Source organism: Thalassospira lucentensis MCCC 1A00383 = DSM 14000 (assembly GCF_000421265.1).
GTDB classification, from domain to species: Bacteria; Pseudomonadota; Alphaproteobacteria; order Rhodospirillales; family Thalassospiraceae; genus Thalassospira; species Thalassospira lucentensis.
Genome location: NZ_ATWN01000008.1, coordinates 218509 through 242984, shown reverse-complemented (window position 1 = coordinate 242984; position 24476 = coordinate 218509). Strand labels below are relative to the sequence as shown.

The 24476-nt window shown below is 54.0% G+C and carries 21 protein-coding genes; 17 read left to right on the top strand and 4 right to left on the bottom strand.

Annotated features, from left to right (window positions below; genetic code table 11):
• Positions 1-29: 29 nt before the first annotated feature.
• From K355_RS0117095 to K355_RS0117080, 4 genes are all read right to left on the bottom strand, one after another.
• On the bottom strand, positions 30-1163 hold the full coding sequence (locus K355_RS0117095) for an FAD-binding oxidoreductase (RefSeq protein WP_022733378.1): 1134 nt from the start codon (positions 1161-1163) through the stop codon (positions 30-32).
• Complete coding sequence (locus K355_RS0117090) at positions 1160-2437, bottom strand: aromatic ring-hydroxylating oxygenase subunit alpha (protein WP_022733377.1); 1278 nt, start codon at positions 2435-2437, stop codon at positions 1160-1162. Before K355_RS0117090 ends, K355_RS0117095 begins: the two co-directional genes overlap by 4 nt.
• Before the next feature lie 667 nt (positions 2438-3104).
• Positions 3105-5060, bottom strand: a complete 1956-nt coding sequence (locus tag K355_RS0117085; RefSeq protein WP_022733375.1) for a 3-hydroxyacyl-CoA dehydrogenase NAD-binding domain-containing protein — start codon at positions 5058-5060, stop codon at positions 3105-3107.
• A 1-nt stretch (position 5061) separates the two neighbouring features.
• Positions 5062-5898 carry an alpha/beta hydrolase gene (locus K355_RS0117080; RefSeq protein ID WP_022733374.1) on the bottom strand — a complete coding sequence of 279 codons (837 nt, stop codon included), beginning with the start codon at positions 5896-5898 and terminating at the stop codon, positions 5062-5064.
• A gap of 213 nt (positions 5899-6111) precedes the next feature.
• Here K355_RS0117080 and K355_RS0117075 point away from each other — a divergent pair, with 213 nt between their 5' ends.
• The 17 genes from K355_RS0117075 (at position 6112) to K355_RS0116990 (ending at position 24446) form a co-directional block, all read left to right on the top strand.
• Complete coding sequence (locus tag K355_RS0117075; RefSeq protein WP_028791699.1) at positions 6112-8406, top strand: bifunctional salicylyl-CoA 5-hydroxylase/oxidoreductase; 2295 nt, start codon at positions 6112-6114, stop codon at positions 8404-8406.
• Positions 8407-8412: 6 nt separating this feature from the next.
• Positions 8413-9171, top strand: coding sequence for an SDR family NAD(P)-dependent oxidoreductase (locus tag K355_RS0117070; protein WP_114091552.1), 759 nt, complete (start codon positions 8413-8415; stop codon positions 9169-9171).
• Positions 9168-9665 (top strand): MarR family winged helix-turn-helix transcriptional regulator, encoded by a 498-nt coding sequence (locus K355_RS0117065; RefSeq protein WP_022733371.1) that lies wholly within the window; start codon positions 9168-9170, stop codon positions 9663-9665. The genes K355_RS0117070 and K355_RS0117065 overlap by 4 nt, the downstream gene beginning before the upstream one ends.
• Positions 9658-10470 (top strand): enoyl-CoA hydratase family protein, encoded by an 813-nt coding sequence (locus K355_RS0117060; protein WP_022733370.1) that lies wholly within the window; start codon positions 9658-9660, stop codon positions 10468-10470. The genes K355_RS0117065 and K355_RS0117060 overlap by 8 nt, the downstream gene beginning before the upstream one ends.
• The gene (locus K355_RS0117055) at positions 10470-11624 is read left to right on the top strand and encodes an acyl-CoA dehydrogenase family protein (RefSeq protein ID WP_022733369.1); all 1155 of its coding nucleotides are present in this window, start codon (positions 10470-10472) and stop codon (positions 11622-11624) included. Before K355_RS0117060 ends, K355_RS0117055 begins: the two co-directional genes overlap by 1 nt.
• A gap of 22 nt (positions 11625-11646) precedes the next feature.
• Entirely contained in the window at positions 11647-13272 is a 1626-nt protein-coding gene (locus K355_RS0117050; RefSeq protein WP_022733368.1) for an AMP-binding protein, read from the top strand.
• On the top strand, positions 13269-14462 hold the full coding sequence (kynU, locus tag K355_RS0117045; RefSeq protein ID WP_022733367.1) for a kynureninase: 1194 nt from the start codon (positions 13269-13271) through the stop codon (positions 14460-14462). Before K355_RS0117050 ends, kynU begins: the two co-directional genes overlap by 4 nt.
• Positions 14463-14464: 2 nt before the next feature.
• Positions 14465-15310 (top strand): tryptophan 2,3-dioxygenase, encoded by an 846-nt coding sequence (gene kynA / locus K355_RS0117040; RefSeq protein WP_022733366.1) that lies wholly within the window; start codon positions 14465-14467, stop codon positions 15308-15310.
• 138 nt (positions 15311-15448) lie between these two features.
• Complete coding sequence (locus K355_RS0117035; RefSeq protein WP_022733365.1) at positions 15449-16588, top strand: ABC transporter substrate-binding protein; 1140 nt, start codon at positions 15449-15451, stop codon at positions 16586-16588.
• 80 nt (positions 16589-16668) lie between these two features.
• Positions 16669-17586: a branched-chain amino acid ABC transporter permease gene (locus K355_RS0117030; RefSeq protein WP_022733364.1), complete on the top strand. Its 918-nt coding sequence runs from the start codon at positions 16669-16671 to the stop codon at positions 17584-17586.
• A gap of 1 nt (position 17587) precedes the next feature.
• On the top strand, positions 17588-18574 hold the full coding sequence (locus K355_RS0117025) for a branched-chain amino acid ABC transporter permease (RefSeq protein ID WP_022733363.1): 987 nt from the start codon (positions 17588-17590) through the stop codon (positions 18572-18574).
• The gene (locus K355_RS0117020) at positions 18567-19316 is read left to right on the top strand and encodes an ABC transporter ATP-binding protein (RefSeq protein WP_022733362.1); all 750 of its coding nucleotides are present in this window, start codon (positions 18567-18569) and stop codon (positions 19314-19316) included. Before K355_RS0117025 ends, K355_RS0117020 begins: the two co-directional genes overlap by 8 nt.
• A 1-nt stretch (position 19317) precedes the next feature.
• Positions 19318-20007 carry an ABC transporter ATP-binding protein gene (locus K355_RS0117015; RefSeq protein WP_022733361.1) on the top strand — a complete coding sequence of 230 codons (690 nt, stop codon included), beginning with the start codon at positions 19318-19320 and terminating at the stop codon, positions 20005-20007.
• Position 20008: 1 nt separating this feature from the next.
• Positions 20009-20440, top strand: coding sequence for an acyl-CoA thioesterase (locus K355_RS0117010; protein ID WP_022733360.1), 432 nt, complete (start codon positions 20009-20011; stop codon positions 20438-20440).
• Complete coding sequence (locus K355_RS0117005) at positions 20433-20828, top strand: RidA family protein (RefSeq protein WP_022733359.1); 396 nt, start codon at positions 20433-20435, stop codon at positions 20826-20828. The genes K355_RS0117010 and K355_RS0117005 overlap by 8 nt, the downstream gene beginning before the upstream one ends.
• 181 nt (positions 20829-21009) lie before the next feature.
• A complete protein-coding gene (locus K355_RS0116995) occupies positions 21010-22440 on the top strand; it encodes a sigma-54-dependent transcriptional regulator (protein ID WP_022733357.1) in 1431 nt (476 codons plus the stop codon).
• Positions 22419-24446, top strand: coding sequence for a sensor histidine kinase (locus tag K355_RS0116990; RefSeq protein WP_245562963.1), 2028 nt, complete (start codon positions 22419-22421; stop codon positions 24444-24446). The genes K355_RS0116995 and K355_RS0116990 overlap by 22 nt, the downstream gene beginning before the upstream one ends.
• Positions 24447-24476 lie beyond the last annotated feature (30 nt).

The window sequence follows — 24476 nt, the reverse complement described above, 5'->3', positions numbered from 1 at the left end:
GAGCGGCGTATGCGTGTCGGGACTGGATTTTACAGTTCGACCTCAACGTCGGAAAGCGGTGTTGAGCAACAGATCAGGATTTTGCCTTGATCGATTTCGCGCTGACGAATGCCGCCGCCATGTTGCATCTCGACCTCGCCTGAGTTCAGCTTTGATTTACACGTTCCGCAAATGCCACGCTGACACGATGACAATGGCAACAGTCCCGCTTCACGTGCGGCTGAAAGGATTGTCATACCCGGACTGCATTCGACGACATGACCGGTTTTGCTGAAACTTACGCGGAAGGTCTGGCCACTGATTTCCGGTGCGACAGAGCTGTGCTCTTCGAGCGTACCTGCCGTTTCAGCCCCGAAGTCAAAGCTTTCCTCATAGTATTTTTCCATGTCGAACCCGGCTTCGCGCAGCATGTCGCGCACACCATCCATGAAGCGGCCCGGTCCACAACAGAAAATCTTCCGGTCCTTGAAGTCAGGTGACATCAACGACAGCATCTGCAAGCTCAGGCGCCCGCTAAAGCCCGTCCAGCTGTGGCTGGCCGATGTGCTGTCGCAGGTTAGTGATACTTTTAGTCCCGGGTTCTGCGACGCGAGAAGTGAGAGTTCGTCGCGGAAAATCAGGTCGGATGGTGTACGTGCGGCATGGACGAAATGCAAATCTGTCGGTTCGGACAGGTCACATGCGGTTCGGGTCATCGACATCATTGGTGTGATGCCGCTTCCTGCAGAAATGAACAGCAGTTTGTCGTCAGATGTCGCGTCGGTGGTAAATTCGCCCCCGGGGCCCGAGACATTTACTTCCTTACCCGGGAGCATGTAATCATGAAGCCAGTTTGAGCCGGGGCCACCCGGAACACGTTTGACCGTGATTTCGAGCCGGTATGGCCGTGCCGCCGATGCAGAGATCGTATAGCAGCGCGTCACCATGCCTTCGACCGGAAGTTCGAACGTCATGAATTGTCCCGGTGAATACCGAAAGTCGCGCGGTTCTCTACCCGAAAAGACGAACGTTTTGACGTCATGGGTTTCCTGACGCACCTGTCGACAGACTAGAACGTCGTCATGTTCAGGGTCCCAAAGCGGAACGCGCGTTGCTTCGGTCAGCATTTGTCCGCTGGACTTGTCGCCACCTTGTCCGGTCGTGGTCGTTTTGTTCGCGCTCATTCTGCGGCAATCCCGGCTTTTTGGGTGGTGGCAAAGTGGTCATCCAGACGCTTGATGTACCAATCACAGAACGCTTCGACATGTGGTTCTGTGAATGTGGAATAAGGGCCCGGTTCGTAGGCAGGCTGTTGACTGCCAATCTGGGCAAGACGCACAAGTTCGGCATCCTGCACGTTGGTCATATTCCAGACATGCGTGAGATTATCAAGATTGTAATCCTCGTTCTCATGGGCATCCTTGCTCACAAGCCACGTGGTCCGCACGAGTGTTTTGTCGGGGCCGAGCGGTAGGACAGAGAATGTCACAATGTGGTCGCTCATGAAATGGTGCCAGGAATTTGGATGTGTCCAGAAGCTAAGCCCGCCCAGTTTGGCATCGGTAAATTTTCCAAGCAGCTTTTTCGATGCAACTTTGGTGTCAAGCGTATGAGACTCACCTTCGTGCATTAGTGGCAAACGCATGGTGCGAAAACCTGTCACATTTGAAAGATGATCTGCCTCGGAAGAGGGCAATCCACAGGTTTCCCAATGTTTGTGGTCGTCCTGAATTGCCTTCAGATATTTGTTCACATCGTCGGAGCGACGCTGATCAATTTCGTCGGGGGAGAACCCAAACCCAAACTCCGAAAGTGGAACGGTAAGTTGCGGGTGGTTGCCTTCACAGTGATAGCATTCCCGGTTGTTCTCCATGGTCAGCTTCCAGTTTCCCTCCTCAATCAGTTCAGAGGTATGGGCGACCTTACAATTGGCAATATCATGCGGTACGAGGTAGGGCTCCATAACGCGGGCCATTTCCTCAATATCGGCAGGGGCATCTTTCGCAAGGCAGATAAAGATTAAACCCGCGATTGAGCGCACATGCACAGTCTTAAGGCCGTGACAGCTTTTGTCAAAGCCAGAGCCCATATGTTCAGCAAGGATCAGGTCGCCATCTTCGTTGTACGTCCAACCGTGATAGCGACAGACAATGTTACCAATTGTTGTGGAACGTTCGTCAATCAGCTTGGCCCCGCGGTGGCGACACACATTGTGAAAGGCGCGTATTTCCATATCGTCGCCGCGCAGCAGCAAAACCGATGTCTTGTCGACTTCAACCGTGACGCAATCGCCTGGCTCGGGGAGCTCCGGCTCGACGGCGACAAAAATCCAGTGCTTGCTGAAAATCTCTTTGATGTCGAGATCAAGAATTTCAGGCGAACTATAGAAAGGCGCTTCGAGGCTTTTGCCTTTTTGGCGACGGGACACAAGTTTTTGAATATCAGATAATGAATGCATGATCGAAACCTCGGCTTCTGTGTGGTGCCCGGATAGAAAGCCTGTGCAGGGCGCATGTCTGCAGCAGGGAATTAGCGTCTCACGTCACAAGGCATCGTCGTATCTTTTGTCCGTCCTGATCTTTGATCAGAAGGACATGGACGCGTGATCGCCTGTTTGGCCGAGGTGAATTGCAAACAGATAACGTGATCGCTGACCTTAATGAAGGCGGTGATTGATCATGCCCCGCGCGGTCGAAGATGCGGGGATATGTGGTATTCAGGCGGGACCCTGAACACTTAAGATCAGTCACGTGCCATGCACGGGCTGCGTCACGGGCTGTCAGTTGCACCCAAATTCTCCCTAATCTTCGTCGGCAGGTTACCTGCTCTTTGATCGCCGTCGTTCGAAATTTTGATGGCTTGAAAATCTATTTCGGATTGATCCCGATGTGGCAGAAAGCTTAAGTCAAAAAGGCAGTAGGTTTGCGACGCAACACCGTATTGTGTGATCCAAAGGCACGTTTACACCGGCATTGACGCCTTTTTAGGGTGTTGAGTATGTATTTTATTTGGTCATCAAAGTGCGTTTAGACAAGTTCGAAATACACCAGAAACCAAATCGGGGCGGAAGGTGGAAAACCTTCTGCCCCGATGACGATGAAATGATTAGGCGTTCTTGATTCCGGTTACTTTTGGGTCATGAACATCGGGCCGCCCTTATGGCGCGGGAAGCCGTATCCATTGACCATGACGACATCAATGGCGTCAGGGCCCATGGCGATCCCCTCGGCAAGGATTTTATCGCCTTCGCTACGCATGGCATCAAGGATGACGGAGATGATTTCTTTGGCGTCGAAATCGCGACGTGTGATGCCCTTTTTATCCGACTCCGAAATCACCAATGCATCGACGTCCGGGTCTGGGAGAGCTTTGCCGTTTTCATCATAACGATACCAGCCCAGACCGTTCTTTTTGCCAAGCCGGTCCATCTCACACAGGTAATCACCAAGTGCGACGTAGCGTTCAGCCGGATCACGGAACGGGGCGAGACGTTTGCGCGTTGCCCAGGAAATCTCAAGCCCGGCCATGTCCTGCATGGCAAACAAGCCCATCGGGAAGCCAAATTCAACCATGGCATCATCAATCTGATGGGGGAGAGCGCCATCTTCGAGCATGTACTCACAATGCTTGCGATAGGCCGACATAATGCGATTGCCAATAAAGCCATCACAGACACCACAGGGGACCGCGATTTTGCCAAGTTTGCGGGCAAATGCAAATGCAGTGGCAAGGCTTGTGGCGTTGGCTTGATCGGTACGGACCACTTCAAGCAGCTTCATGATGTGCGCCGGGGAGAAAAAATGAAGCCCGATCACACGTTCAGGGTTGGAACATTTAGTCGCGATTTCGTTGATGTCGAGGTAAGACGTATTTGAGGCCAGCACAGCATCTGGCTTGCAGTATTTTGAAAGCTTGCCAAACACCTCGTGCTTGACGGTCATATCTTCAAACACAGCTTCGACAACCAGATCGGCAGCGCCAAGGTCCGCGTAGTCGGTGCTGGTAGAAAGAGATGCCAGCAGACCATCAAAACGATCTTGCGTGATCAGGCCACGCTTGAGGCTGCCACTCAGATGCTTTTCAACGGTTGCCCGGCCATTTGCGCAGGCTTCTTCGTTGCGTTCAATAACTGTGGCCTTGAGGCCCGCCAAAAGGGATGCGGTTGCAATGCCTGCCCCCATGATGCCGCCGCCGATCACGCCGACTTCATTGATCGGGTTTGGTGCAGCACCATCAAGTTCAGGAAGTTTGGCAACGGATCGTTCGGCAAAAAAGATATGACGGAGTGCCTTGGACTGATCACTATCGCGCAGTTCGACAAACTTTTCGCGTTCATGAACAAGGCCCGCCGCGGTGTCCTGTTCGATGCCGATGCGAATGGCCTGGGCGGCGATGACGGGGGCAATCTGTCCGCGGGATTTTTTGCCAACATCCGAGATGATTTCGCTCCACTGATGATCATCAGGCGCATCAACTGGCGGGCGGCGGCGCAATTCCAAGGGGCGGGGGCGGTTGATGATGGTCCGGGCGAAATCCTGTGCGGCATCGCGAAGCGGGCCGTGCGTGATGGCATCTATCAGGCCGATTGCGTTGGCCTTATCGGCCGAAACCGGTTTGCCGCCTGTAATCATGGCAATAGCGTCGCGGACTGGAACAAGGCGTGGCAAACGCACTGTGCCACCAGCGCCGGGAATAAGTCCCAGATTAACTTCTGGCAGGCCAAGCTTAGCACCACTTTCCGCAATCCGGTAATGACAGCCAAGGGCGATTTCCAGCCCACCCCCCAACGCATGGCCATGAATGGCGGCAATGACTGGTTTGGTGGTGGCCTCCAACCGTTTGATCACATCGGGCAGAATCGGATCTTTGGGCGGTAGACCAAATTCACTGACATCGGCACCGGCAATGAACGTTTTGCCTGCACAGATTAGAATGGCGACCTTGATACCGCTATCGCCTTCGATCTTATCAAGGGCATCGACGATGCCTTGACGTACACTATAGTTGGTGGCGTTGATCGGCGGATTGTTAATGGTGATAAAGGAGATGTCGTTTTCAGTTGTGAGGTTGACGGTCGACATGTCAAATGTCCTCCGGATTGATCGGGGTCAGCAGACAGGCTGTCAGATCAGAATCCGGTTCGGCCAGATCGGAAATAACATTGAAATGATGCCTGTCCGGGGCGTGCACCGCACGGGTCGATGCCCCAAGTCCGATCCAGATGTTGGCCAAAAGATCATTCTGGCGGACAAATTCAGGACGTTCATCCGCGCCAACCCAGCAGGTGATTGAACAGGGCAGGGTGGGGCGCAGAAGTGCTGCACTTTCCATCACGGCTTCCTGACCATCCAGCCCCAGAACATCATTCATTGATGTGTTTAAAAGTGGGCGCAGGTCATGCAGTCCAGAAATTGAGACTGTATTTTTAACACGTGACAGGGTGTCCGGCAGCAGTGGGCTGGTTTCACTGACCATGCGACTGACGAGGTGCCCACCGGCAGAGTGGCCTGTCAAATGAATGGGGCCATCGATGTGTGCTGCTGCATGATTTATTGCTGCCGCGATTTGACCGGTGATTTGCGACAAGCGGGCATCGGGGGCCAGCGTATAGCTTGGCATGCATACCGCCCAACCCTTGGCAACAGCACCGTTCGCCAGATGTGACCAACTGGATTTATCAAAGGCCTTCCAATATCCACCGTGCACAAAAACAACCAGTCCCTTTGGCGTACGGTCAGGAAGAAACAGGTCGTATTTTTCGCGGTCCCCGGTGCCATAGGCGATATCAAGCTCTGCGCGTTGGGTCGCGAGCAGGGTGTTACGGAACTGTGCGGATTGCTCTGCCCACATGCCCGGATATGAGCTGGCATCGGCGATATGGTCGCCATTGGCATATGCGTCGTCCCAATCGGTAGTCATGTGATCTGTCTTCCCTGATCGTCGATATGGTTGGGGCGCCAGCCGTGATTTTCGTGGGGCTATTGTGGGCGCGCCTTCGTTTGTTTGGCAAATTCTAGGCAATTTCACAGATATTTCAAACTCAAAATATTTATGCTTGAAATAAATCAAATCGGGGCGTACCGTTTTGTCAGTTTCCCGAAACAACCAAACAAATCAGGAAGGGAAAAGCTGGTGAGAGTAGCTTGTCTGGGTGGCGGTCCCGCGGGGCTTTATTTTGCAATATCAATGAAATTGCGTGATCCGGCCAACGAGGTCGTGGTGATTGAACGCAACAAAGCCGACGATACGTTCGGCTGGGGCGTTGTGCTGTCGGATGAGACTCTTACGAACCTTGCTGATAATGATCCTAAAAGTGCTGAAGCCATCCGGGCGCATTTTTCCTATTGGGATGATGTTGCGGTCAAATATCGGGGTGCTAAGACCGTCTCAACCGGGCATGGCTTTTGTGGCATTGGTCGAAAACAGCTTTTGATCTTGTTGCAGCAACGCGCGCGGGAGCTTGGTGTAGACCTGCGCTTTGAAACAGAAGCCCAAAGTGCGGCGGACTATAACAAGGATTACGACCTTGTGGTTGCTTGCGATGGGTTGAATTCCAAAACCCGCACCGACTATGCCGAACATTTCCAGCCCGATATTGATACGCGCAAATGCAAATTTGTCTGGCTGGGCACCCATCAGAAATTTGATGATGCCTTTACTTTCATCTTTGAAGAAACCGATAAGGGCTGGGTCTGGGCGCACGCCTATCAGTTTGATGATGAAACGGCGACCTTCATTGTCGAATGTTCGCAAGAGACGTGGGACGCTTATGGCTTTGGCGAGATGACCAAGGAAGAATCCATCGCTACCTGCGAGGAAATATTCAAGGATCATCTTGATGGCCATGCCCTGATCAGCAATGCGCACCATGTCCGTGGATCAGCATGGCTTAGCTTCCCGCGCGTTCTATGCAACAGCTGGTCACACGATAATATTGTTTTGATGGGCGATGCGGCGGCAACTGCGCATTTCTCAATCGGGTCGGGGACCAAGCTGGCACTTGAAAGTGCGATTGCGCTGGCAAATTATCTGCATTCCGAAACCGATCTGAAATCGGCCTTTGGCAAATATGAGGACGAACGCCGTCTTGAAGTTTTGCGCCTGCAATCGGCGGCGCGCAACTCGATGGAATGGTTCGAAGAAATTGAACGCTACTTCGATTTTGATCCGGTGCAGTTCACCTATTCGCTTTTGACCAGATCGCAGCGCATTAGCCATGAAAACCTGCGCCTGCGGGATGCCAAATGGCTCGGCGAAGCAGAAGGATGGTTCCAGCGTCAGGCCGGTGTTCCGGCCAATGACGGGGTGTGTCACCCGATGTTCGTGCCGTTCAAGCTACGCGAGATGGAGCTTAAAAACCGAATCGTTGTGTCCCCGATGGCGCAGTATAAGGCGGTTGATGGCTGCCCGACCGATTGGCATTTGGTGCATTACGCCGAACGGGCCAAGGGCGGTGCGGCAATGGTTTATACCGAGATGACCTGCGTGTCGGCGGATGGCCGAATCACGCCGGGATGTCCGGGGCTTTATGACGATGCGCATGAGCAGGCCTGGAAACGGATTGTCGATTTTGTCCATGATGAAACCGATGCCAAGCTGTGCATGCAGATCGGTCATTCCGGGCGCAAGGGATCAACCCAGCTTGGTTGGGAAGAAATGGATGCGCCGCTTGCCGATGGTAACTGGAAGCTTCTATCTGCCTCGGCCATCGCATGGTCGGATCGCAATCAGACGCCAAGGGCGATGACGCGCGACGATATGGATATGGTCCGTGATCAGTTTGTCGCCGGGGCCAAAATGGCCGACCGTGCCGGGTTTGACATGATCGAAGTGCATGCCGCGCACGGTTATCTTTTGTCGTCCTTCATCAGCCCGGTCAGCAATGTCCGCGATGATGAATATGGCGGGTCGCTTGAAAACCGGATGCGCTATCCGCTCGAAGTGATCAATGCTGTGCGCGCCGCATGGCCTGCACATAAGCCGCTTTCGGTACGCATTTCGGCCAATGACTGGGTCGGGAATGATGGCGTTACGCCAGAGGAAGCGGTTGAAATCGCCCGTATGCTTAAGGCCAATGATGTTGATATCTGTGACGTGTCAGCCGGTCAGACCACCAAGGATGCCCGTCCAGTCTATGGTCGGATGTTCCAGACGCCGTTCTCTGACCGTATTCGCAACGAAGCCAATATCGCGACGATGGCGGTGGGCAACATTTACGAACCCGATCACGTTAATTCGATCCTGATGGCCGGGCGTGCGGACCTTGTCTGTCTGGCGCGGCCGCATCTGGCGAACCCGTATTGGACGTTGCATCAGGCAGCTGCCCTTGGCAATCAGACTGAAAACTGGCCTGCACCCTATTATGCTGGGCGAGATCAGATGGTGCGTCTGGTCGAACGCGCCGACGTCATGACCGGAAAGGTTTAAGTGACCATGGCCGATCTTGCCATTCATCGCGCATTGATCACCGGTGGTGGTTCCGGTGTCGGGGCTGTTATGGCCCGCATGTTGGCTGATGCCGGGGTGAAGGTTGCCATTGCTGGACGGCGTAGCGACGTTTTGGCCGAGGTTGCCCAACATGAAAATATCACAGCAATCGTCGCCGATGTGACCGACGAGACTTCGGTGCGCGATATGTATGCTACCATGGTGGCCGAAATCGGCGCACCGGATTTGGTGATTGCCAATGCCGGTATGGCCGAAAGTGCCCCGATTGGCAAAACATCGGTCGATCTGTGGAAACGCACGATTGACGTCAATCTGACCGGTACGTTTCTGACATTCCGCGAAGGATTGGCTGTGATGGATAAGGCCAAGCCGGGCCGCCTGATTTCGATAGCCTCGACCGCCGGGCTTAAGGGCTATGCCTATGTCACGGCCTATTGCGCGGCAAAACACGGTGTGGTCGGTCTTGTTGAAGGCATGGCCGCCGAGCTTGCCAGTAGTTCAGTCACCGTAAATGCGGTGTGTCCGGGCTTTATGGAAACGCCGATGCTCGAACAATCGGTCGAAAACATCGTGGCCAAAACCGGCATGAGCTTGGTTGAGGCCCGTGCAAGCCTTGCCAAAATCAATCCGCAGAACCGCTTTATCCAGCCTGATGAAGTGGCAAACACCGTCATGTGGCTTTGCAGTCCCCATGCGGCATCCATTACCGGACAGGCGATTTCGGTATCGGGAGGAGAAGTATGAATATGAACCATTCCGATGACCGGCGCGATCAGATGGATAATGAAACATCTGACCTGTCCAAGGCACGTTTGCGCGCATGGCTTCAGATTTTAAAGGTATCGCGCAAGATCGAAGGCGAGTTGCGCGAAAAAATGCGCATCGAATTCGGGTCAACCTTGCCGCGTTTTGATGTTCTGGCCGCACTTTACCGCGAACGCGATGGCATGCGCATGAGCGAACTTTCAAAATCCCTGATGGTGTCGAACGGCAATGTGACTGGCATTGTTGATCGCCTTGTCGGGGAGGGAATGCTCGTACGTGTGCCGGTCGAAAATGACCGCCGCGCATCGATTGTGCGCCTGACCGAAGCGGGCGAAAAGGATTTCGCCGAACGGGCCCTTGTGCATGAAGGCTGGGTTTCCGAGCTGTTTAGCGACCTTTCGGCCAGTGATGCCGATGGCCTGATCCGTATTCTGCGCACCATTTCCCATCATAACGAGGCGCCCCATGACTAAAATGGCGAACATCAAACCAACCCATTTCAACTGGCGCATGGAAGGCGACGTTGCGGTCATTTCACTGGATCGTCCCGACCGCAAAAACCCGTTGACGTTCGATAGCTATGCCGAGCTTCGCGATACCTTTCGCGATCTGGTTTATGCCGATGATGTCAAGGCGGTGGTGTTTGGCTCGAACGGTGGCAACTTCTGTTCTGGCGGGGATGTGCATGACATCATTGGTCCGCTGATCAAAAAGGACATGAAGGGTCTTTTGGAATTCACCCGTATGACCGGCGACTTGGTTAAGTCGATCATTGGCTGTGGCAAGCCGGTGATTGCGGCGGTGGACGGCGTTTGTGTGGGTGCGGGGGCAATTATTGCCATGGCATCCGATCTTCGTCTGGCGACTTCCGCCTCCAAAACCGCATTCCTGTTTACCCGTGTCGGGTTGGCGGGCTGTGACATGGGGGCATGTGCCATCCTGCCTCGCATCATCGGACAGGGCCGGGCGGCGGAGCTTCTGTATACCGGACGTGCAATGTCGGCTGAGGAAGGCGAACGTTGGGGGTTCTATAACCGTCTGGTCGAGGCCGATGTTCTTGAGGCAGAGGCCATCACCCTTGCCACCCGTATTTCCCAAGGCCCGAATTTCGGTCACATGATGACCAAAACCATGCTGGCGCAAGAATGGAACATGTCGATCGAACAGGCGATTGAATCTGAAGCACAGGCGCAGGCAATCTGCATGCAGACCGAAGATTTCAATCGTGCCTATACGGCCTTTGTCACCAAGGAAAAACCGGTGTTTGAGGGCAGCTGATGGCAGATACATCCTTCCTTGAGTGGCCGTTTTTCGAAGACAGGCACCGTGAACTGGCGGTCAAGCTTGATGCTTGGGCGGCGACCAATCTTGATGGCATTGATCACGGTGATGTCGATGATGTCTGCCGGGATCTGGTTCGCCGACTGGCTGATGGCGGTTGGTTGCGCCATGCGGCAATTGATCCGCAAGATACCGGATCGAAACTGGATGTGCGGTCGCTTTGCCTGATCCGCGAAACATTGGCGCGTTATGACGGGTTGGCTGATTTCGCCTTTGCGATGCAGGGGTTGGGGAGTGGCGCGATCTCTTTGTTTGGAACGGAAGCCCACCGGGGGGAATGGCTTCCAAAAGTACGTTCTGGCACTGGGATCGCTGCCTTCGCTCTGACTGAACCGCAATCGGGGTCAGATGTTGCCAACATCGCCCTTGATGCCAAACGTGATGGCGATGACTTTATTCTGAACGGTGAAAAGACCTGGATTTCCAATGGTGGGATCGCGGACTTTTACTGCGTCTTTGCGCGCACCGGCGAAGCACCGGGGGCCAAGGGACTTTCGGCCTTTGTCGTTCCGGCAAACACGCGCGGGTTTGAAGTTGCCGAACGTCTGCATACCATCGCACCCCACCCACTCGCACGCCTGAAATTTACCGATTGCCGCATCCCGGCACGTGCGTTGATTGGCAATGGTGGTGACGGGTTTAAAATTGCGATGTCGGTTCTTGATGTATTTCGATCAACCGTTGCCGCCGCCGCCCTTGGTTTTGCGCGCCGCGCGTTGGATGAAACCATCAAGCGGGTTCAGGAACGCGAACTGTTTGGCGCGCCGCTTTTTGATCTTCAAATGGTTCAGGGGCATGTCGCGGACATGGCGCTTGATATCGATGCATCGGCCCTTTTGGTCTATCGCGCCGCATGGCTGAAAGACAGCGGTGCCCCGCGCGTCAGCCGCGAAGCGGCGATGGCAAAACTTTATGCAACCGATCATGCACAAACCGTCATTGATAAGGCGGTGCAAATTCATGGCGGTGATGGCGTGCGCAGTGGGCACATCATTGAACTGCTGTACCGGGAAATTCGTGCTCTGCGCATTTATGAAGGCGCATCAGACGTCCAGAAAATAATCATCGCACGGCAAACGCTGGCGCAATAATGGCTGTATCAGGGACTTCACAATGCTCGGACCAACTGCACATATTGATCAATTCACGCGGGACAATTTGCCACCGGTGGCAGACTGGCCAGAGTTTAATTTGGACAAGTTTGAGTATCCCGAATATCTGAATGCCGGGGTCGAGCTGACCGACAAAATGGTTGATCAGGGTTTTGGCGATAACACCGCCCTGATCGGCAATGGTCGTCAGCGGACCTATAAGGAACTGGCAGACTGGACCAACCGCATTGCCCACGCGCTGGTCGAGGATTACGGCGTTAAGCCGGGCAACCGTATTTTGATCCGGTCGGCCAATAATCCGGCGATGGTGGCCTGCTGGCTGGCGGCAACCAAGGCAGGCGCGGTTGTGGTCAATACCATGCCGATGCTGCGGTCTGGCGAACTGGCCCAGATTGTCGATAAGGCGGAGATTGAATTTGCCCTGTGTGACACGCGCCTGATGGATGAGATGGTCGCCTGTGCCAAGGACAGCTCATTCCTTAAAAAGGTCATTGGATTTGACGGCACAGCCAATCACGATGCCGAACTTGATCGCATTGCCCTGACCAAATCGGTCAAATTCGAGGCGGTTAAAACCGGGCGCGATGATGTGGCCTTGCTTGGGTTTACCTCGGGCACGACCGGCAGCCCCAAGGCGACCATGCATTTCCATCGTGATCTTTTGATCATTGCCGATGGTTATGCCAAGGAAGTGCTGAATGTAACGCCTGATGATGTGTTTGTCGGATCGCCCCCACTTGCCTTTACCTTTGGTCTGGGCGGGCTTGCCATTTTCCCGCTGCGCTTTGGGGCGACTGCGACCTTGCTTGAAAAAGCGTCCCCACCCAACATGATCGAAATCATCGAAACCTATAAGGCGACGGTGTGCTTTACCGCCCCGACCGCTTATCGCGTGATGTTATCGGCGATGGAAGAAGGGGCTGATTTGTCATCCCTGCGTGCTGCTGTTTCGGCGGGCGAAACTCTGCCTGCGCCGGTTTATGATGCCTGGATGGAAAAAACCGGCAAACCGATGCTCGATGGCATTGGCGCGACCGAGATGCTCCATATTTTTATCTCCAACCGATTTGGTGACAGTCACCCGGCCTGTACCGGCCGCCCGGTTGCTGGATATGAAGCCAAAATCGTTGACTACGATATGAATGACGTTCCGGTCGGGACGGTTGGCAGGCTTGCGGTGCGCGGACCGACGGGATGTCGTTATCTTGATGATGTGCGTCAGTGCACGTATGTGCGTGATGGCTGGAACCTGACGGGGGATGCGTTCTTTGTTGATGAGGATGGCTACTATCACTTTGCTGCACGCAATGACGATATGATCGTCTCGTCGGGTTACAACATCGCCGGTCCGGAAGTCGAGGCCGCCTTGTTGTCCCACATAGCTGTTGCCGAATGTGCGGTCATTGGTGCACCGAATGAAGAACGCGGCACCATTGTTCAGGCCCATATCGTTCTGGCAGATGGTTTTCACCCGACACCCGAGATGGCCAAACAGTTGCAAGATCATGTAAAAGCGACGATCGCGCCGTTTAAATATCCGCGCTCCGTCGTCTTTATCGAGACACTGCCAAAAACCGCGACTGGAAAAATTCAGCGCTTCAGACTGAAACAGGAAATGCCTGCATGATCGATTTCGCCGCCACCAAATCCCTGTTCCACATTCCCGATGGGGTCATTTACCTTGATGGGAACTCGCTTGGGATGATGCCAAAGTCGGCAGCAAATCGTGCCAAGTCGATGATCGAAGATGAATGGGGGCAAATGCTTATCCGGGGCTGGAATGATGCCAAATGGATGGCGCAACCCGAACGTGTCGGCAATCTTGTCGCGCGTTTGATTGGGGCGGCACCCGGTACTGTGGTTATGGGCGATACTTTGTCGATCAAGGTGTATCAGGCACTGGCAAGTGCGCTGGAACTGCGCCCGGATCGTAAGGTGATTGTATCGGACAACGGGAATTTCCCGACTGACCTTTATATGGCCGGTGGCCTGATCAAAAGTCTTGATAAGGGGCATGTGCTTAAAACACCAAACCCCGAAGATGTCGAAAGCATGATCAACGAAGACCTTGCTGTCTTGATGCTCACCCAGGTCGATTACCGCACCGGGCGCATGCATGACATGAAACGCATTACCGATCTTGCCCATAAGGCGGGTGCGATTGTGATCTGGGACCTAGCGCATTCGGCGGGGGCGGTTCCGGTTGACCTGACCGGATGTAACGCGGATTTCGCTGTTGGCTGCACCTATAAATATCTTAATGGCGGCCCCGGTGCCCCGGCATTTATTTATGTTCGGCCCGATCACGCCAAAACCATCCGACCGGCATTGTCTGGATGGTTGGGCCATGTTGCCCCATTTGACTTTGACCGTGATTATACCCCGGCACCGGATGTTTCACGCATGCGGGTTGGCACACCACCGGTTATTCAGATGACGGTGCTTGAAGAAGCCATGAAGGCATGGGACGGCGTTGACATGGGCGATATCCGCACACGCAGTATCGAGTTGTGCGAGCAGTTTATCGCTGGTGTCGAGGCATCCTGTTCGATGCTGGAACTGGCAAGCCCGCGTGATCCGCAACACCGTGGTTCACAGGTGTCGTTCAAGTTTGATCAGGGATATGCCGTGATGCAGGCCTTGATCGCGCGCGGCGTGATTGGTGATTTCCGCGCACCTGATATCATTCGTTTCGGGTTTACCCCACTTTATATCGATAATGGTGATGTCGATGGTGCGGTTAAAATTCTGGCCGAGATCATGGAAACCAAATCATGGGATCAGCCGGAATTCCATAAACGCAACGCGGTGACCTGATCATGGCCAAGCAAACCAAACCATATGATCCTAGTACTGAGGGGGCGAAGACGGATTTTTCCGATCAGATGTCCTATGGGGATTACTTGTCGCTTGATGCGATCCTGACGGCCCAGCATCCCAAGTCTGACGCCCATGACGAAATGCTGTTTATCATTCAGCATCAAACGTCCGAGCTTTGGATGAAACTTGCGATCCGTGAAATCAGTGCGGCCCGCGCCGTCATGGACAAGAGTGATTTCCGCCCGGCATTTAAGATGCTGGCGCGTGTGTCGCGGATTTTCGAGCAGCTTAATAACGCATGGGACGTGTTGCGCACCATGACGCCAAGCGACTATACGACGTTTCGCGATGCGCTTGGTCCTTCATCGGGATTTCAGTCTCATCAGTATCGTCAGATCGAGTTTATGCTGGGCAACCGCAATCACGCGATGTTACGCCCGCATGCCCATCGCGAAGATATTCTTGAGTTGCTGACGACGGAGCTTGCAACGCCCAGTCTGTATGACGAGGCGTTGCGCCTGTTGGCACGCGAAGGCATTGATCTTCCCGATCATGTTCTCGGCCGTGATGTTACACAGCCCTATACGCCAGATGACGCCGTGATTGCGGCCTGGCACAAGGTTTACAGCGATCCAACCAAATACTGGTCGTTGTATGAACTGGCTGAAAAGCTGGTGGATTTTGAAGACTACTTCCGTCGCTGGCGCTTTAACCATGTGACAACGGTCGAACGCGTTATTGGTTTTAAACGCGGGACCGGTGGCACGGGTGGTGTCAGTTACCTTAAGAAAATGCTGGAAGTAGAACTGTTTCCGGAACTCTGGCGGGTGCGAACCACGCTTTGAGGATGGACGGGCATGATGCAAATACTGCAAGATCAGGGGCAGGCATCAAGTTCATTAAAACCACGACGCACAAAGACATAAATGTCGTGGGATCAACGTGTTGCTAAACGAATAAAATGTATAAACACGGAGGCTTAAATGAAGGGTATTAAGACAACCATTGCAGCAGTGGCTGCATTGCTTGTTGCCGGCGCGGCGCAGGCCGATCCGGTAAAGGTAGGGATGATCACCACACTTTCGGGCGGTGGTGCCAGCTTGGGTATTGATGCACGTGACGGCTTTATGCTGGCTGTCAAACAAGCAAACAATCCCGATCTGGAAGTCGTGATCGAAGATGATCAGCGCAAACCGGACGTCGCTGTCCAGCTTGCTGATAAAATGATCCAGCAGGAAAAGGTTGATGTTTTGACCGGGATTATCTGGTCGAACCTTGCCATGGCTGTGGTGCCGTCCGCGGTTGCACAGGAAAAATTCTATCTGTCCGTCAATGCGGCACCGTCGCAGTTGGCAGGCAAAGGCTGTAACGCGAACTATTTCAGCGTTTCCTATCAGAATGACAACCTGCATGAAGCAGCCGGTGGCTATGCGTCGAGTGCCGGGTATGAAAATGCCTTTATCCTCGCACCGAACTATCCGGCGGGGAAAGATTCCCTAGCCGGGTTCAAACGCTTCTTCTTTGGCGACATCGCAGGCGAAGTTTACACCAAGCTTGGTCAGACAGATTACGCCGCCGAAATCGCTGAAATCCGTGCTTCGGGTGCTGACAGCGTCTTCTTCTTCCTGCCGGGCGGCATGGGCATTGCATTCATGAAACAGTATGCTCAGTCGGGTGTGGATATTCCGCTGATCGGTCCGGCATTTTCGATGGATCAGGGCATTCTTGGTGCAGTTGGTGATGCGGCTCTGGGTGTGAAAAACACCTCGAACTGGTCAAAAGACATCGACAACGCGACCAACAAGGCATTCGTTGAAAGCTTCGTTGCTGAATATGACCGTCTGCCGTCGCTCTATGCATCTTATGGTTTTGACACTGCAAACCTGCTGCTGTCGGCGATGGGCAAAGCAAATGTCAACGACAAGGAAGCATTCCGCGATGCTTTGCGGGCGGCGGATTTCAATTCGGTCCGTGGCAAGTTTGTCTTTGGTCCGAACCAGCATCCGATTCAGGACATCTATGTTCGTGAAGTCGTTAAAGAAGGCGACGTTCTGACCAACAAGATCGTTGGCGTTGCCCTTAAAGATCATGCCGATGCCTATGCATCGGAATGCTCGATGTAATCACGGGCTGACAAGTCGGTGGGGGCCGTTGCCCATAATGGTTTACGGCCCCCGACCACCTTGTGACGGAGTTTCCAATAATGTTCACTCTTTTCCTGGAGCAGCTGCTAAACGGCCTTCAGTCCGGTGTGATGCTGTTTTTGATGGCATCTGGGCTGACGCTTGTTTTCGGTGTGATGGGGCTAATTAATCTGGCCCATGGCTCGCTCTATATGGTTGGCGCATTTGCCTGTGCGGCGGTTGCTGCATGGACCGGTTCGTTCTGGCTTGGCCTGATGGCCAGCCTGATGGCTGCGGCCATTGCCGGCGCGCTGGTTGAGATACTGATTATTCGCCGTCTTTATAACCGTGATCACCTTGATCAGGTTCTGGCGACTTTTGCCCTTATTTTGATTTTTTCCGAAGGCACACGCTGGATTTTCGGATCCTTCCCATTGTTTCTAAGCGTTCCGGAGTTTCTGACGGGCACTGTTGTGATGCCCGGTGATTTCCAATATCCGCTGTTCCGTCTTGCCATCATTATTGCCGGTTTTGCCGTAGCGGCGGGCTTGTTCCTGTTGATTGGTAAAACCCGCCTTGGCATTCGTATTCGTGCGGGTGAAGCTGATCGCGGAATGATCGCCGCCTTGGGGGTGGATATTGATCGCCTTTATACAATTGTGTTTGCCCTTGGCGCGGCTTTGGCCGGGCTTGCCGGTGCCTTTGTCGGCACGACCCAGTCGGTTCAGGTCGGCATGGGCGAACCGGTGCTTATTCTGGCATTCGTTGTGATTGTGATTGGCGGCATTGGCTCGATCAAGGGCGCGCTGATCGGATCCCTTCTTGTTGGCTTTACCGATACGATGGGGCGGTTTTTGTTGCCCCATGCGTTTGCAACCTTTCTTGATCCGGCAAGTGCGACGGCCATTGGGTCCGCCCTTGCATCAATGTTGATTTATATCGTTATGGCGCTGGTTTTGTTCCTGCGGCCAAGCGGTTTGTTCGGGACGGAAGCCTGATATGACCATGAACCGCGAAACCTTTATCAACTGTATCCTTGGTCTAGCGCTGGTGATTGTCCCATTGATTGCGCTGGGCATGGATGAGCCGTTCATCATTACCTTGGCGACCAAGGTGGCCATTTTTGCCATGGCGGGGGTAGGCCTTAACCTTGTGCTTGGCTATGGGGGACTTGTGTCCTTTGGCCATGCGGCGTTCTTCGGAATTGGCGGCTATGCGGCGGGCATCCTTGCCAGCCATGCGCTGAATTACGAACCGATCATGACATGGCCGTTCGAGATCGAAGGCACGACCCAGATGATCATTATCTGGATTGTCGCGCTGCTGGCATCGGCGATTATTGCCTTGGCTATTGGGGCGATTACGCTGCGCACAAGCGGCGTTTACTTCATCATGATCACGCTGGCGTTTGCGCAGATGATCTATTACTTCGCGATTTCCTGGCCTGCATATGGCGGAGAAGACGGCCTGTCGATCTATGTGCGCAACGGGTTCCCGGGGCTCAATACCCTTGATCCGATCAGTTATTTTGCACTCTGTGCCGTGATGCTGGGTCTTGCGATCGCATTTTCAGCTGTTTTGATCCGCTCGCGGTTTGGTCTTGCCCTTCAGGGCGCACGCCAGAACAGCCAGCGTATGACGGCCGTGGGGATTGCACCGTTTCGCATCCGTCTGGTGGCGTTTGTGATCTCGGCGATGATCACGGCGTTGGCCGGCGCACTTTATGCGGACCTCAACCGTTTTGTTAGCCCGTCGATGATGTCTTGGCATATGTCAGGTGAAATCATGGTGTTTGTCATTCTTGGCGGGGTTGGGCGCTTGTTCGGCCCGCTGGCCGGGGCCGGGCTTTACATCATTCTTGAACATCTGCTTGGCGGGGTTTGGGAATTCTGGCAATTGCCGCTGGGCGTGTTGCTGCTGATCGTGGTTTTGTTCGCGCGCGGTGGCCTTGTCGGTGTTTTGGCGGGGGAACGCAAACATGTCTGATACCATTCTTTCACTGTCAAACATCACCAAGCAATTCGGATCCCTTCTGGCCAGTGACAGCGTCACGCTTGATTTGCGTGCGGGGGAAATCCACGCGCTGATCGGGCCGAACGGGGCGGGAAAATCCACCCTGATCAAACAGATCGCGGGCGAGATCAAATCTGATAGCGGTGACATTCATTTTAACGGTCAGCACATCAATGCCTTGGACGCGGTCCAACGGTCGCGCATGGGCCTTGCCAGAACGTTTCAGGTGTCGTCCTTGATGCCGGAGTTCTCGGTTCTGCAGAACGTCATACTGGCCCGTCAGTCTGTTAGTGGGAAGGTCTTTCGGTTTTTCCGCCCGGTGCTGAGCGACAAGTCGCTTGTAGAACCGGCAATGGCGCAGCTCGAGCGGGTTGGACTTGCGGATCGTGCGGAGATGCGTGCGGCCGATATTTCACATGGAGAACGTCGTCAGTTGGAAATGGCGGTGGCGCTTGCCCTTGAACCACGTGCATTTCTGTTGGATGAACCGATGGCGGGCATGGGACCAGAGGGCTCCAAACGTCTGACCGGTTTCCTTGATGGTTTGCGCGCACAGGCCCCGATCCTTCTGGTCGAACATGACATGGATGCGGTTTTTGCCTTGGCCGACCGGATTTCGGTTCTGGTTTATGGCCGTGTCATTGCGACCGGTACTGTTGATGACATTCGCGGCAACGACGATGTCAAACGTGCCTATCTCGGGGAGGAAGCCTGATATGACTGCACTTCTCGAACTTAGTGGTGTGACCGCCTTTTACGGCGCATCGCAGGCATTGTTTGGTATTGATCTGTCGCTGAATGAAGGCGAAGCCGTCGCCCTTATGGGGCGTAATGGGATGGGCAAAACGACCACGATCAAGACCATCTGTCGCATGATGGAACATCGCGATGGGTCAATCCGCTTTGCCGGACAGGACTTGGCAAAAATGCCATCGCACAAAGCGGCCCGCTTGGGGCTTGGTCTGGTGCCGGAAGGCCGCCGATGCTTTGCCCGTTTGACCGTCATGGAAAACCTGATTGCCGCGGCCCGTGCAGGTGAGTGGGACTTTGACCGGGTGGCGGGGTTGTTCCCGCGTCTTGCCGAACGGCGGGAGCAAAAGGCGATGACGCTTTCAGGCGGCGAACAGCAGATGTTGGCCATTGGCCGTGCGTTGATGACCAACCCGCGTTTATTGATTTTGGATGAAGCAACCGAGGGGTTGGCGCCGGTGGTCCGTCAGGAAATCTGGGCGGCAATCAATCAGCTTAAGCAATCAGGTCTGACCATTTTGGTGGTGGATAAGTCGCTTAAGGAACTTTCGGGTGTCGCGGATCGCTATGTGATTGTCGAAAAGGGCGTCACGGCCTGGAGCGGTGCGGTCAGTGAACTGACCGATGCGCTTGCGGATCGGTATTTGGGGGTCTGATATGGCGGTATTTACCTATCGGCAAAAGGTCCTGTTTCAGCATTGCGATCCAGCCGGGATTGTCTTTTATCCCCGCTATTTCGAGATGGTGAACGCCACGGTCGAAGAATGGTTCGATGTCGTGATTGGCTGCGGTTTTCCGACGATGCATGGGCCGATGCAGGTGGCGGTTCCAACGGCGGGGCTCAGCATTGCCTTTACTGCGCCAAGCATGCTTGGCGATCAGCTTGAGTTTCGTCTGACACCACTTCGGATCGGACGGTCTAGCTTGGAATTGGAAATAACCGCGCATTCGGGCGACGAGCAACGCCTGAAAACAACGCTCACACTGGTGTTTACGAAAAGAGGCGCCGGAAAGTCAGTGGCATGGCCCGATGATTTGCGTGCCAAAATCGAAAAAGAAATCAATCAAGTGGTAGAAAAAAATGCATAAAATCGTTCAGCCAGATGGATGGAAAGAGCCCAAGGGATACGCAAACGGTGTGTTGGCAGAAGGTGCCACGTTGTATATCGGAGGACAGATTGGCTGGAACGCTGATCAGGTTTTCGTTGCCAAGGATTTCGTCGGTCAGATGGAGCAGGCACTGATCAATATTAGTGACGTGCTGCAAGCTGGCGGTGGGCGTCCGGAACATCTGACGCGTTTGACATGGTATGTCACCGACAAACAGGAATATCTCGCCAAACAGCGCGAAGTTGGCCAAGCCTATCGCCGCGTCCTTGGCAAGAATTTCCCAGCGATGACCATGGTGGTGGTCAGTGCATTGGTTGAAGACGAAGCCATGATCGAGATCGAAGCAACGGCAGTGATCCCGAAGTAAGCCGCACGTCGAACGCCATACGATAGATCGCAAAGGGCAGCATCATGCTGCCCTTTTGGCGTTTTGCGGACCCCGGATGTTTTTGGTCGGACCCCAATCGTTGCCATCAACGGTTTTGCTTTTCCAGCGCTGCTGATCTAAGCTTTTAAAAAACAAAAATAAGTATCAGCGGAGGACCATCATGAGATCGACCGCATTGGATGAGGCCAATGGCGTGAAACCGCCTGTTGGGAATGATGATAATTTTGGTGGCCCGGGACCGGAATTTGGTCCGTGGCTGGAAAAGGCATCGATACTAGTTGTCGATGACGAACCGGGTATGCGCAATTTTCTGGTGCGGACTCTGGGACCACGTGCGAAGATGGTCGAAGAGGCCGCCGATTGCGAAGAAGCTTCTGCCAAGCTTGATCAGCATCATTTTGATGTGGTGATCCTTGATAACATCATGCCGGGCAAGAGCGGGGTCGAATGGCTGACCGAGCAGCGCGAAATCGGCTTTTTCTCCGACGCAATCCTGATGACCGCCTATGCCGATCTTGATACCGCGATTAAGGCGTTGCGTGCGGGGGCTGTTGATTTTGTCCTGAAACCATTTCGATCCAATCAGATTTTAAACGCGGTGGCGCGGTGTCTTGATCGCATGCGGTTGCGCCGTGAAAACCATGTGCTGCGTCATGAATTGCGCGCAACGTCCGATCATGTGTTGCTGCGTGATAAGCTGATCGGCTATTCCCCGCAAATTCAGGAAATCCGCGAAACCATCGCCCGTGTTGCCCCCTTGCCAACATCGATCCTGATTTCCGGGCAAAGCGGTACCGGCAAGGAAGTCACCGCGCGCTCCTTGCATGCATTATCGGATCGGGCGGAAAAACCGTTTGTGCCGATTAACTGTGCCGCGATTCCGTCCGAGATGATTGAGGCCGAATTGTTTGGCCATGTAAAAGGTGCCTTTACCGGCGCGCACTCCGCCCGTGACGGGCTTTTCATGCATGCGCAGGGCGGGACACTGTTTTTGGATGAAGTCGGTGAACTGTCACTGGCCACCCAAAGCAAACTTTTGCGCGCCATCGAAAGCCGCCGTATCCGCCCCGTGGGGGCGGAACGCGAAGCGCCGGTCGATTTGCGCTTTGTCTTCGCCACCAATGCGGATTTGGAAGAAGAAGTCGAAGCTGGCCGTTTTCGTGCCGATTTGTTTTACCGCATCAATGTCATGCATATCGAAATGCCGCCGCTTCATGATCGCGGCGATGATGTGCTTGAACTTGCCAATCTGTTTATGAGCAAGCTGTCCAAGCAGCTTGGTGTGCGTCAGGTGCCCATGGATGGGGCGGTTCGCGCTGGATTGACCCGATATGGCTGGCCGGGAAATGTGCGTGAATTACGCAACCTGATCGAACGAACCCTCATCCTTGGGCGGTTCCCCGATGAGTTTCGTGACGAACGCGCCGATCAGGGATCACAAGCGGACGGCGACGAGACACTTGATGAAATGGAACGCCGTCACATTCTGGCGATGCTGCATAAAACCGGTGGTAATCGCAATGAAGCGTCGCGGCGTCTTGGTGTGTCGCGCAAGACGATTGATCGTAAATGCGCCAGCTGGGATCTGTGATGAAGCTGTTTGGCCGGTCGGCTTTGCCGCGACCAAAACGCACAAGATCGGTTCGCTTTAAGCTTTTGGCGATCGCACTTTTGCCAACACTGGTCATCTTGCCACTGTTGCTTGGCGTGATGATGGTACGCTGGAATTCAAAGTTTGATGCGCTGCTGACCTCCAAGGTCAGTGGTGATCTGACAATTGCCCATCAATATTTCTCCCATATTCTCGACAATACCGGCGAACAGATACAGTCGCTGGGGCAATCGGTTGCCTTTCGCACGGTTTTGATGTCGGGTAACCCGGATGCGGTCCATGATTTGCTGGTCAGCTATCAGGAGGACCTTGGGCTTGATTTCCTCTATCTGATTGATGGTGATAAGATAGGACCAGATACTGATGCCGCTGTTCACTGGCCGGTGATTGCATCGGCCTTTGCCGGGGGGGCGTCGACCAGTATCGATATTTTCAGCAATGCCGACCTTGCCGCGATTTCGCCGGATTTGGCCGCACGTGCAAAACTTGATCTGGTTGAGACGCCCAACGCAGTGCCGACTACCCGTAATGCCGAAACGCGGGGCATGGTGGTTCACTCGGCAAGTCACGTCAGCTTGCCAAGCGGCAGGGACGGGGCACTGGTCGGTGGTATTTTGCTCAATCAGAACTTGGGCTTTATCGATACGATCAACGACCTTGTCTATCGCCAAAGCAGCCTGCCCGAAGGCAGTCAAGGTACGGCCACCCTTTTCCTTGATGATGTACGGGTCAGCACAAATGTTCGTCTGTTTGCCGAGCGCCGTGCGTTGGGGACGCGGGTATCGAGTATCGTGCGCAAAACCGTACTTGAAGATGGCAAAGTCTGGCTGGATCGGGCCTTTGTCGTCAATGACTGGTATATTTCGGCCTATGAGCCGATCAAGGATAGCTATGGCAAGCGGGTCGGGATGCTGTATGTCGGGTTTCTTGAAGCCCCGTTTGCCCAGACCAAATATGAAAGCCTTCTGATCATCATCGGGGCGTTTTTGTTTGTCGCGGCCCTGTCTGTTCCGATTTTCCTGCGCTGGGCGCGCGGTATTTTCAAGCCACTCGAACGGATGACCAACACCATTAACCGGGTTGAAAGCGGGGATTTTTCTGCGCGTACGGGGATTAATCAGGTGCAGGATGAAATTTCATTGGTGGCAGAACATCTTGATGATTTGCTGGATCAGGTGCAGGAACGCGACAAACGTTTGCGCGCCTGGAATGATCAGCTCAACGCACGGGTCGATGCGCGCACCAGTGAACTTCGCGAAGCCAACCGGCAACTGGAAAGTACGACCAAACAGTTGATCATGTCTGAGAAGCTGGCCGCGATCGGTGAAATTACCGCCGGTGTCGCGCATGAAATCAACAATCCGGTTGCTGTCCTTCAAGGTAATCTTGATGTGTTGCGCGATCTGATGGGCGAACATGGCAAAATTGCCGCGACCGAGTTCCGATTGATTGACGAGCAGGTCAATCGTATCAACCTGATTGTCACCAAGCTTCTGCAGTTTGCCAAGCCTGAGGAATATGCAGGCTATGTCGAACGACATATCGTCGGAGAGGTGATTGATGATTGCCTGCCCCTTGTTCAGCATCTTCTGGGCAAGGCCGATATTGATGTGGCTCGCCAAAGCACAGCCGCCCGGCTGGTGTTGATGAACCGAACCGAATTGCAACAGGTTCTGGTCAATCTAATGGTCAATGCCCTGCATGCCATGCCCGAACAGGGGGTGCTGACCCTGACGGACGAAGATGTCGATCATAACGGAAAGCCCGGTATCCAGATCACGGTGCGCGATACCGGAACCGGCATGGATGCAGACGTATTGAACCGGATTTTCGATCCGTTCTATACGACCAAACGTCGTGAAGGGACCGGGCTTGGGTTATCCATTAGCAAGACACTGATTGATCGCCAAGGCGGTCACATGCGCGTTGAAAGTGCACCTGGTACAGGCACCACATTTACCGTGTGGCTGCCCGAGGCGGACTAAGGTCACCGGCGGATACCTGACAACAGACCC

Bases quoted from the DNA above. Each gene is read 5' to 3' on its own strand.
- K355_RS0117080 (WP_022733374.1), bottom strand. From the start codon at position 5,898: ATGACTACCGATTGGGACGACGCATATGCCAATGGCGACCATATCGCC.
- K355_RS0117065 (WP_022733371.1), top strand. From the start codon at position 9,168: ATGAATATGAACCATTCCGATGACCGGCGCGATCAGATGGATAATGAA.
- K355_RS0117005 (WP_022733359.1), top strand. From the start codon at position 20,433: ATGCATAAAATCGTTCAGCCAGATGGATGGAAAGAGCCCAAGGGATAC.
- K355_RS0117020 (WP_022733362.1), top strand. From the start codon at position 18,567: ATGTCTGATACCATTCTTTCACTGTCAAACATCACCAAGCAATTCGGA.
- K355_RS0117095 (WP_022733378.1), bottom strand. From the start codon at position 1,163: ATGAGCGCGAACAAAACGACCACGACCGGACAAGGTGGCGACAAGTCC.
- K355_RS0116995 (WP_022733357.1), top strand. From the start codon at position 21,010: ATGAGATCGACCGCATTGGATGAGGCCAATGGCGTGAAACCGCCTGTT.
- K355_RS0117060 (WP_022733370.1), top strand. From the start codon at position 9,658: ATGACTAAAATGGCGAACATCAAACCAACCCATTTCAACTGGCGCATG.
- K355_RS0117050 (WP_022733368.1), top strand. From the start codon at position 11,647: ATGCTCGGACCAACTGCACATATTGATCAATTCACGCGGGACAATTTG.
- K355_RS0117070 (WP_114091552.1), top strand. From the start codon at position 8,413: ATGGCCGATCTTGCCATTCATCGCGCATTGATCACCGGTGGTGGTTCC.
- K355_RS0117010 (WP_022733360.1), top strand. From the start codon at position 20,009: ATGGCGGTATTTACCTATCGGCAAAAGGTCCTGTTTCAGCATTGCGAT.
- K355_RS0117015 (WP_022733361.1), top strand. From the start codon at position 19,318: ATGACTGCACTTCTCGAACTTAGTGGTGTGACCGCCTTTTACGGCGCA.
- kynA (WP_022733366.1), top strand. From the start codon at position 14,465: ATGGCCAAGCAAACCAAACCATATGATCCTAGTACTGAGGGGGCGAAG.
- K355_RS0117090 (WP_022733377.1), bottom strand. From the start codon at position 2,437: ATGCATTCATTATCTGATATTCAAAAACTTGTGTCCCGTCGCCAAAAA.
- K355_RS0117030 (WP_022733364.1), top strand. From the start codon at position 16,669: ATGTTCACTCTTTTCCTGGAGCAGCTGCTAAACGGCCTTCAGTCCGGT.
- K355_RS0117035 (WP_022733365.1), top strand. From the start codon at position 15,449: ATGAAGGGTATTAAGACAACCATTGCAGCAGTGGCTGCATTGCTTGTT.
- K355_RS0117085 (WP_022733375.1), bottom strand. From the start codon at position 5,060: ATGTCGACCGTCAACCTCACAACTGAAAACGACATCTCCTTTATCACC.
- kynU (WP_022733367.1), top strand. From the start codon at position 13,269: ATGATCGATTTCGCCGCCACCAAATCCCTGTTCCACATTCCCGATGGG.
- K355_RS0117025 (WP_022733363.1), top strand. From the start codon at position 17,588: ATGACCATGAACCGCGAAACCTTTATCAACTGTATCCTTGGTCTAGCG.
- K355_RS0117055 (WP_022733369.1), top strand. From the start codon at position 10,470: ATGGCAGATACATCCTTCCTTGAGTGGCCGTTTTTCGAAGACAGGCAC.
- K355_RS0116990 (WP_245562963.1), top strand. From the start codon at position 22,419: ATGCGCCAGCTGGGATCTGTGATGAAGCTGTTTGGCCGGTCGGCTTTG.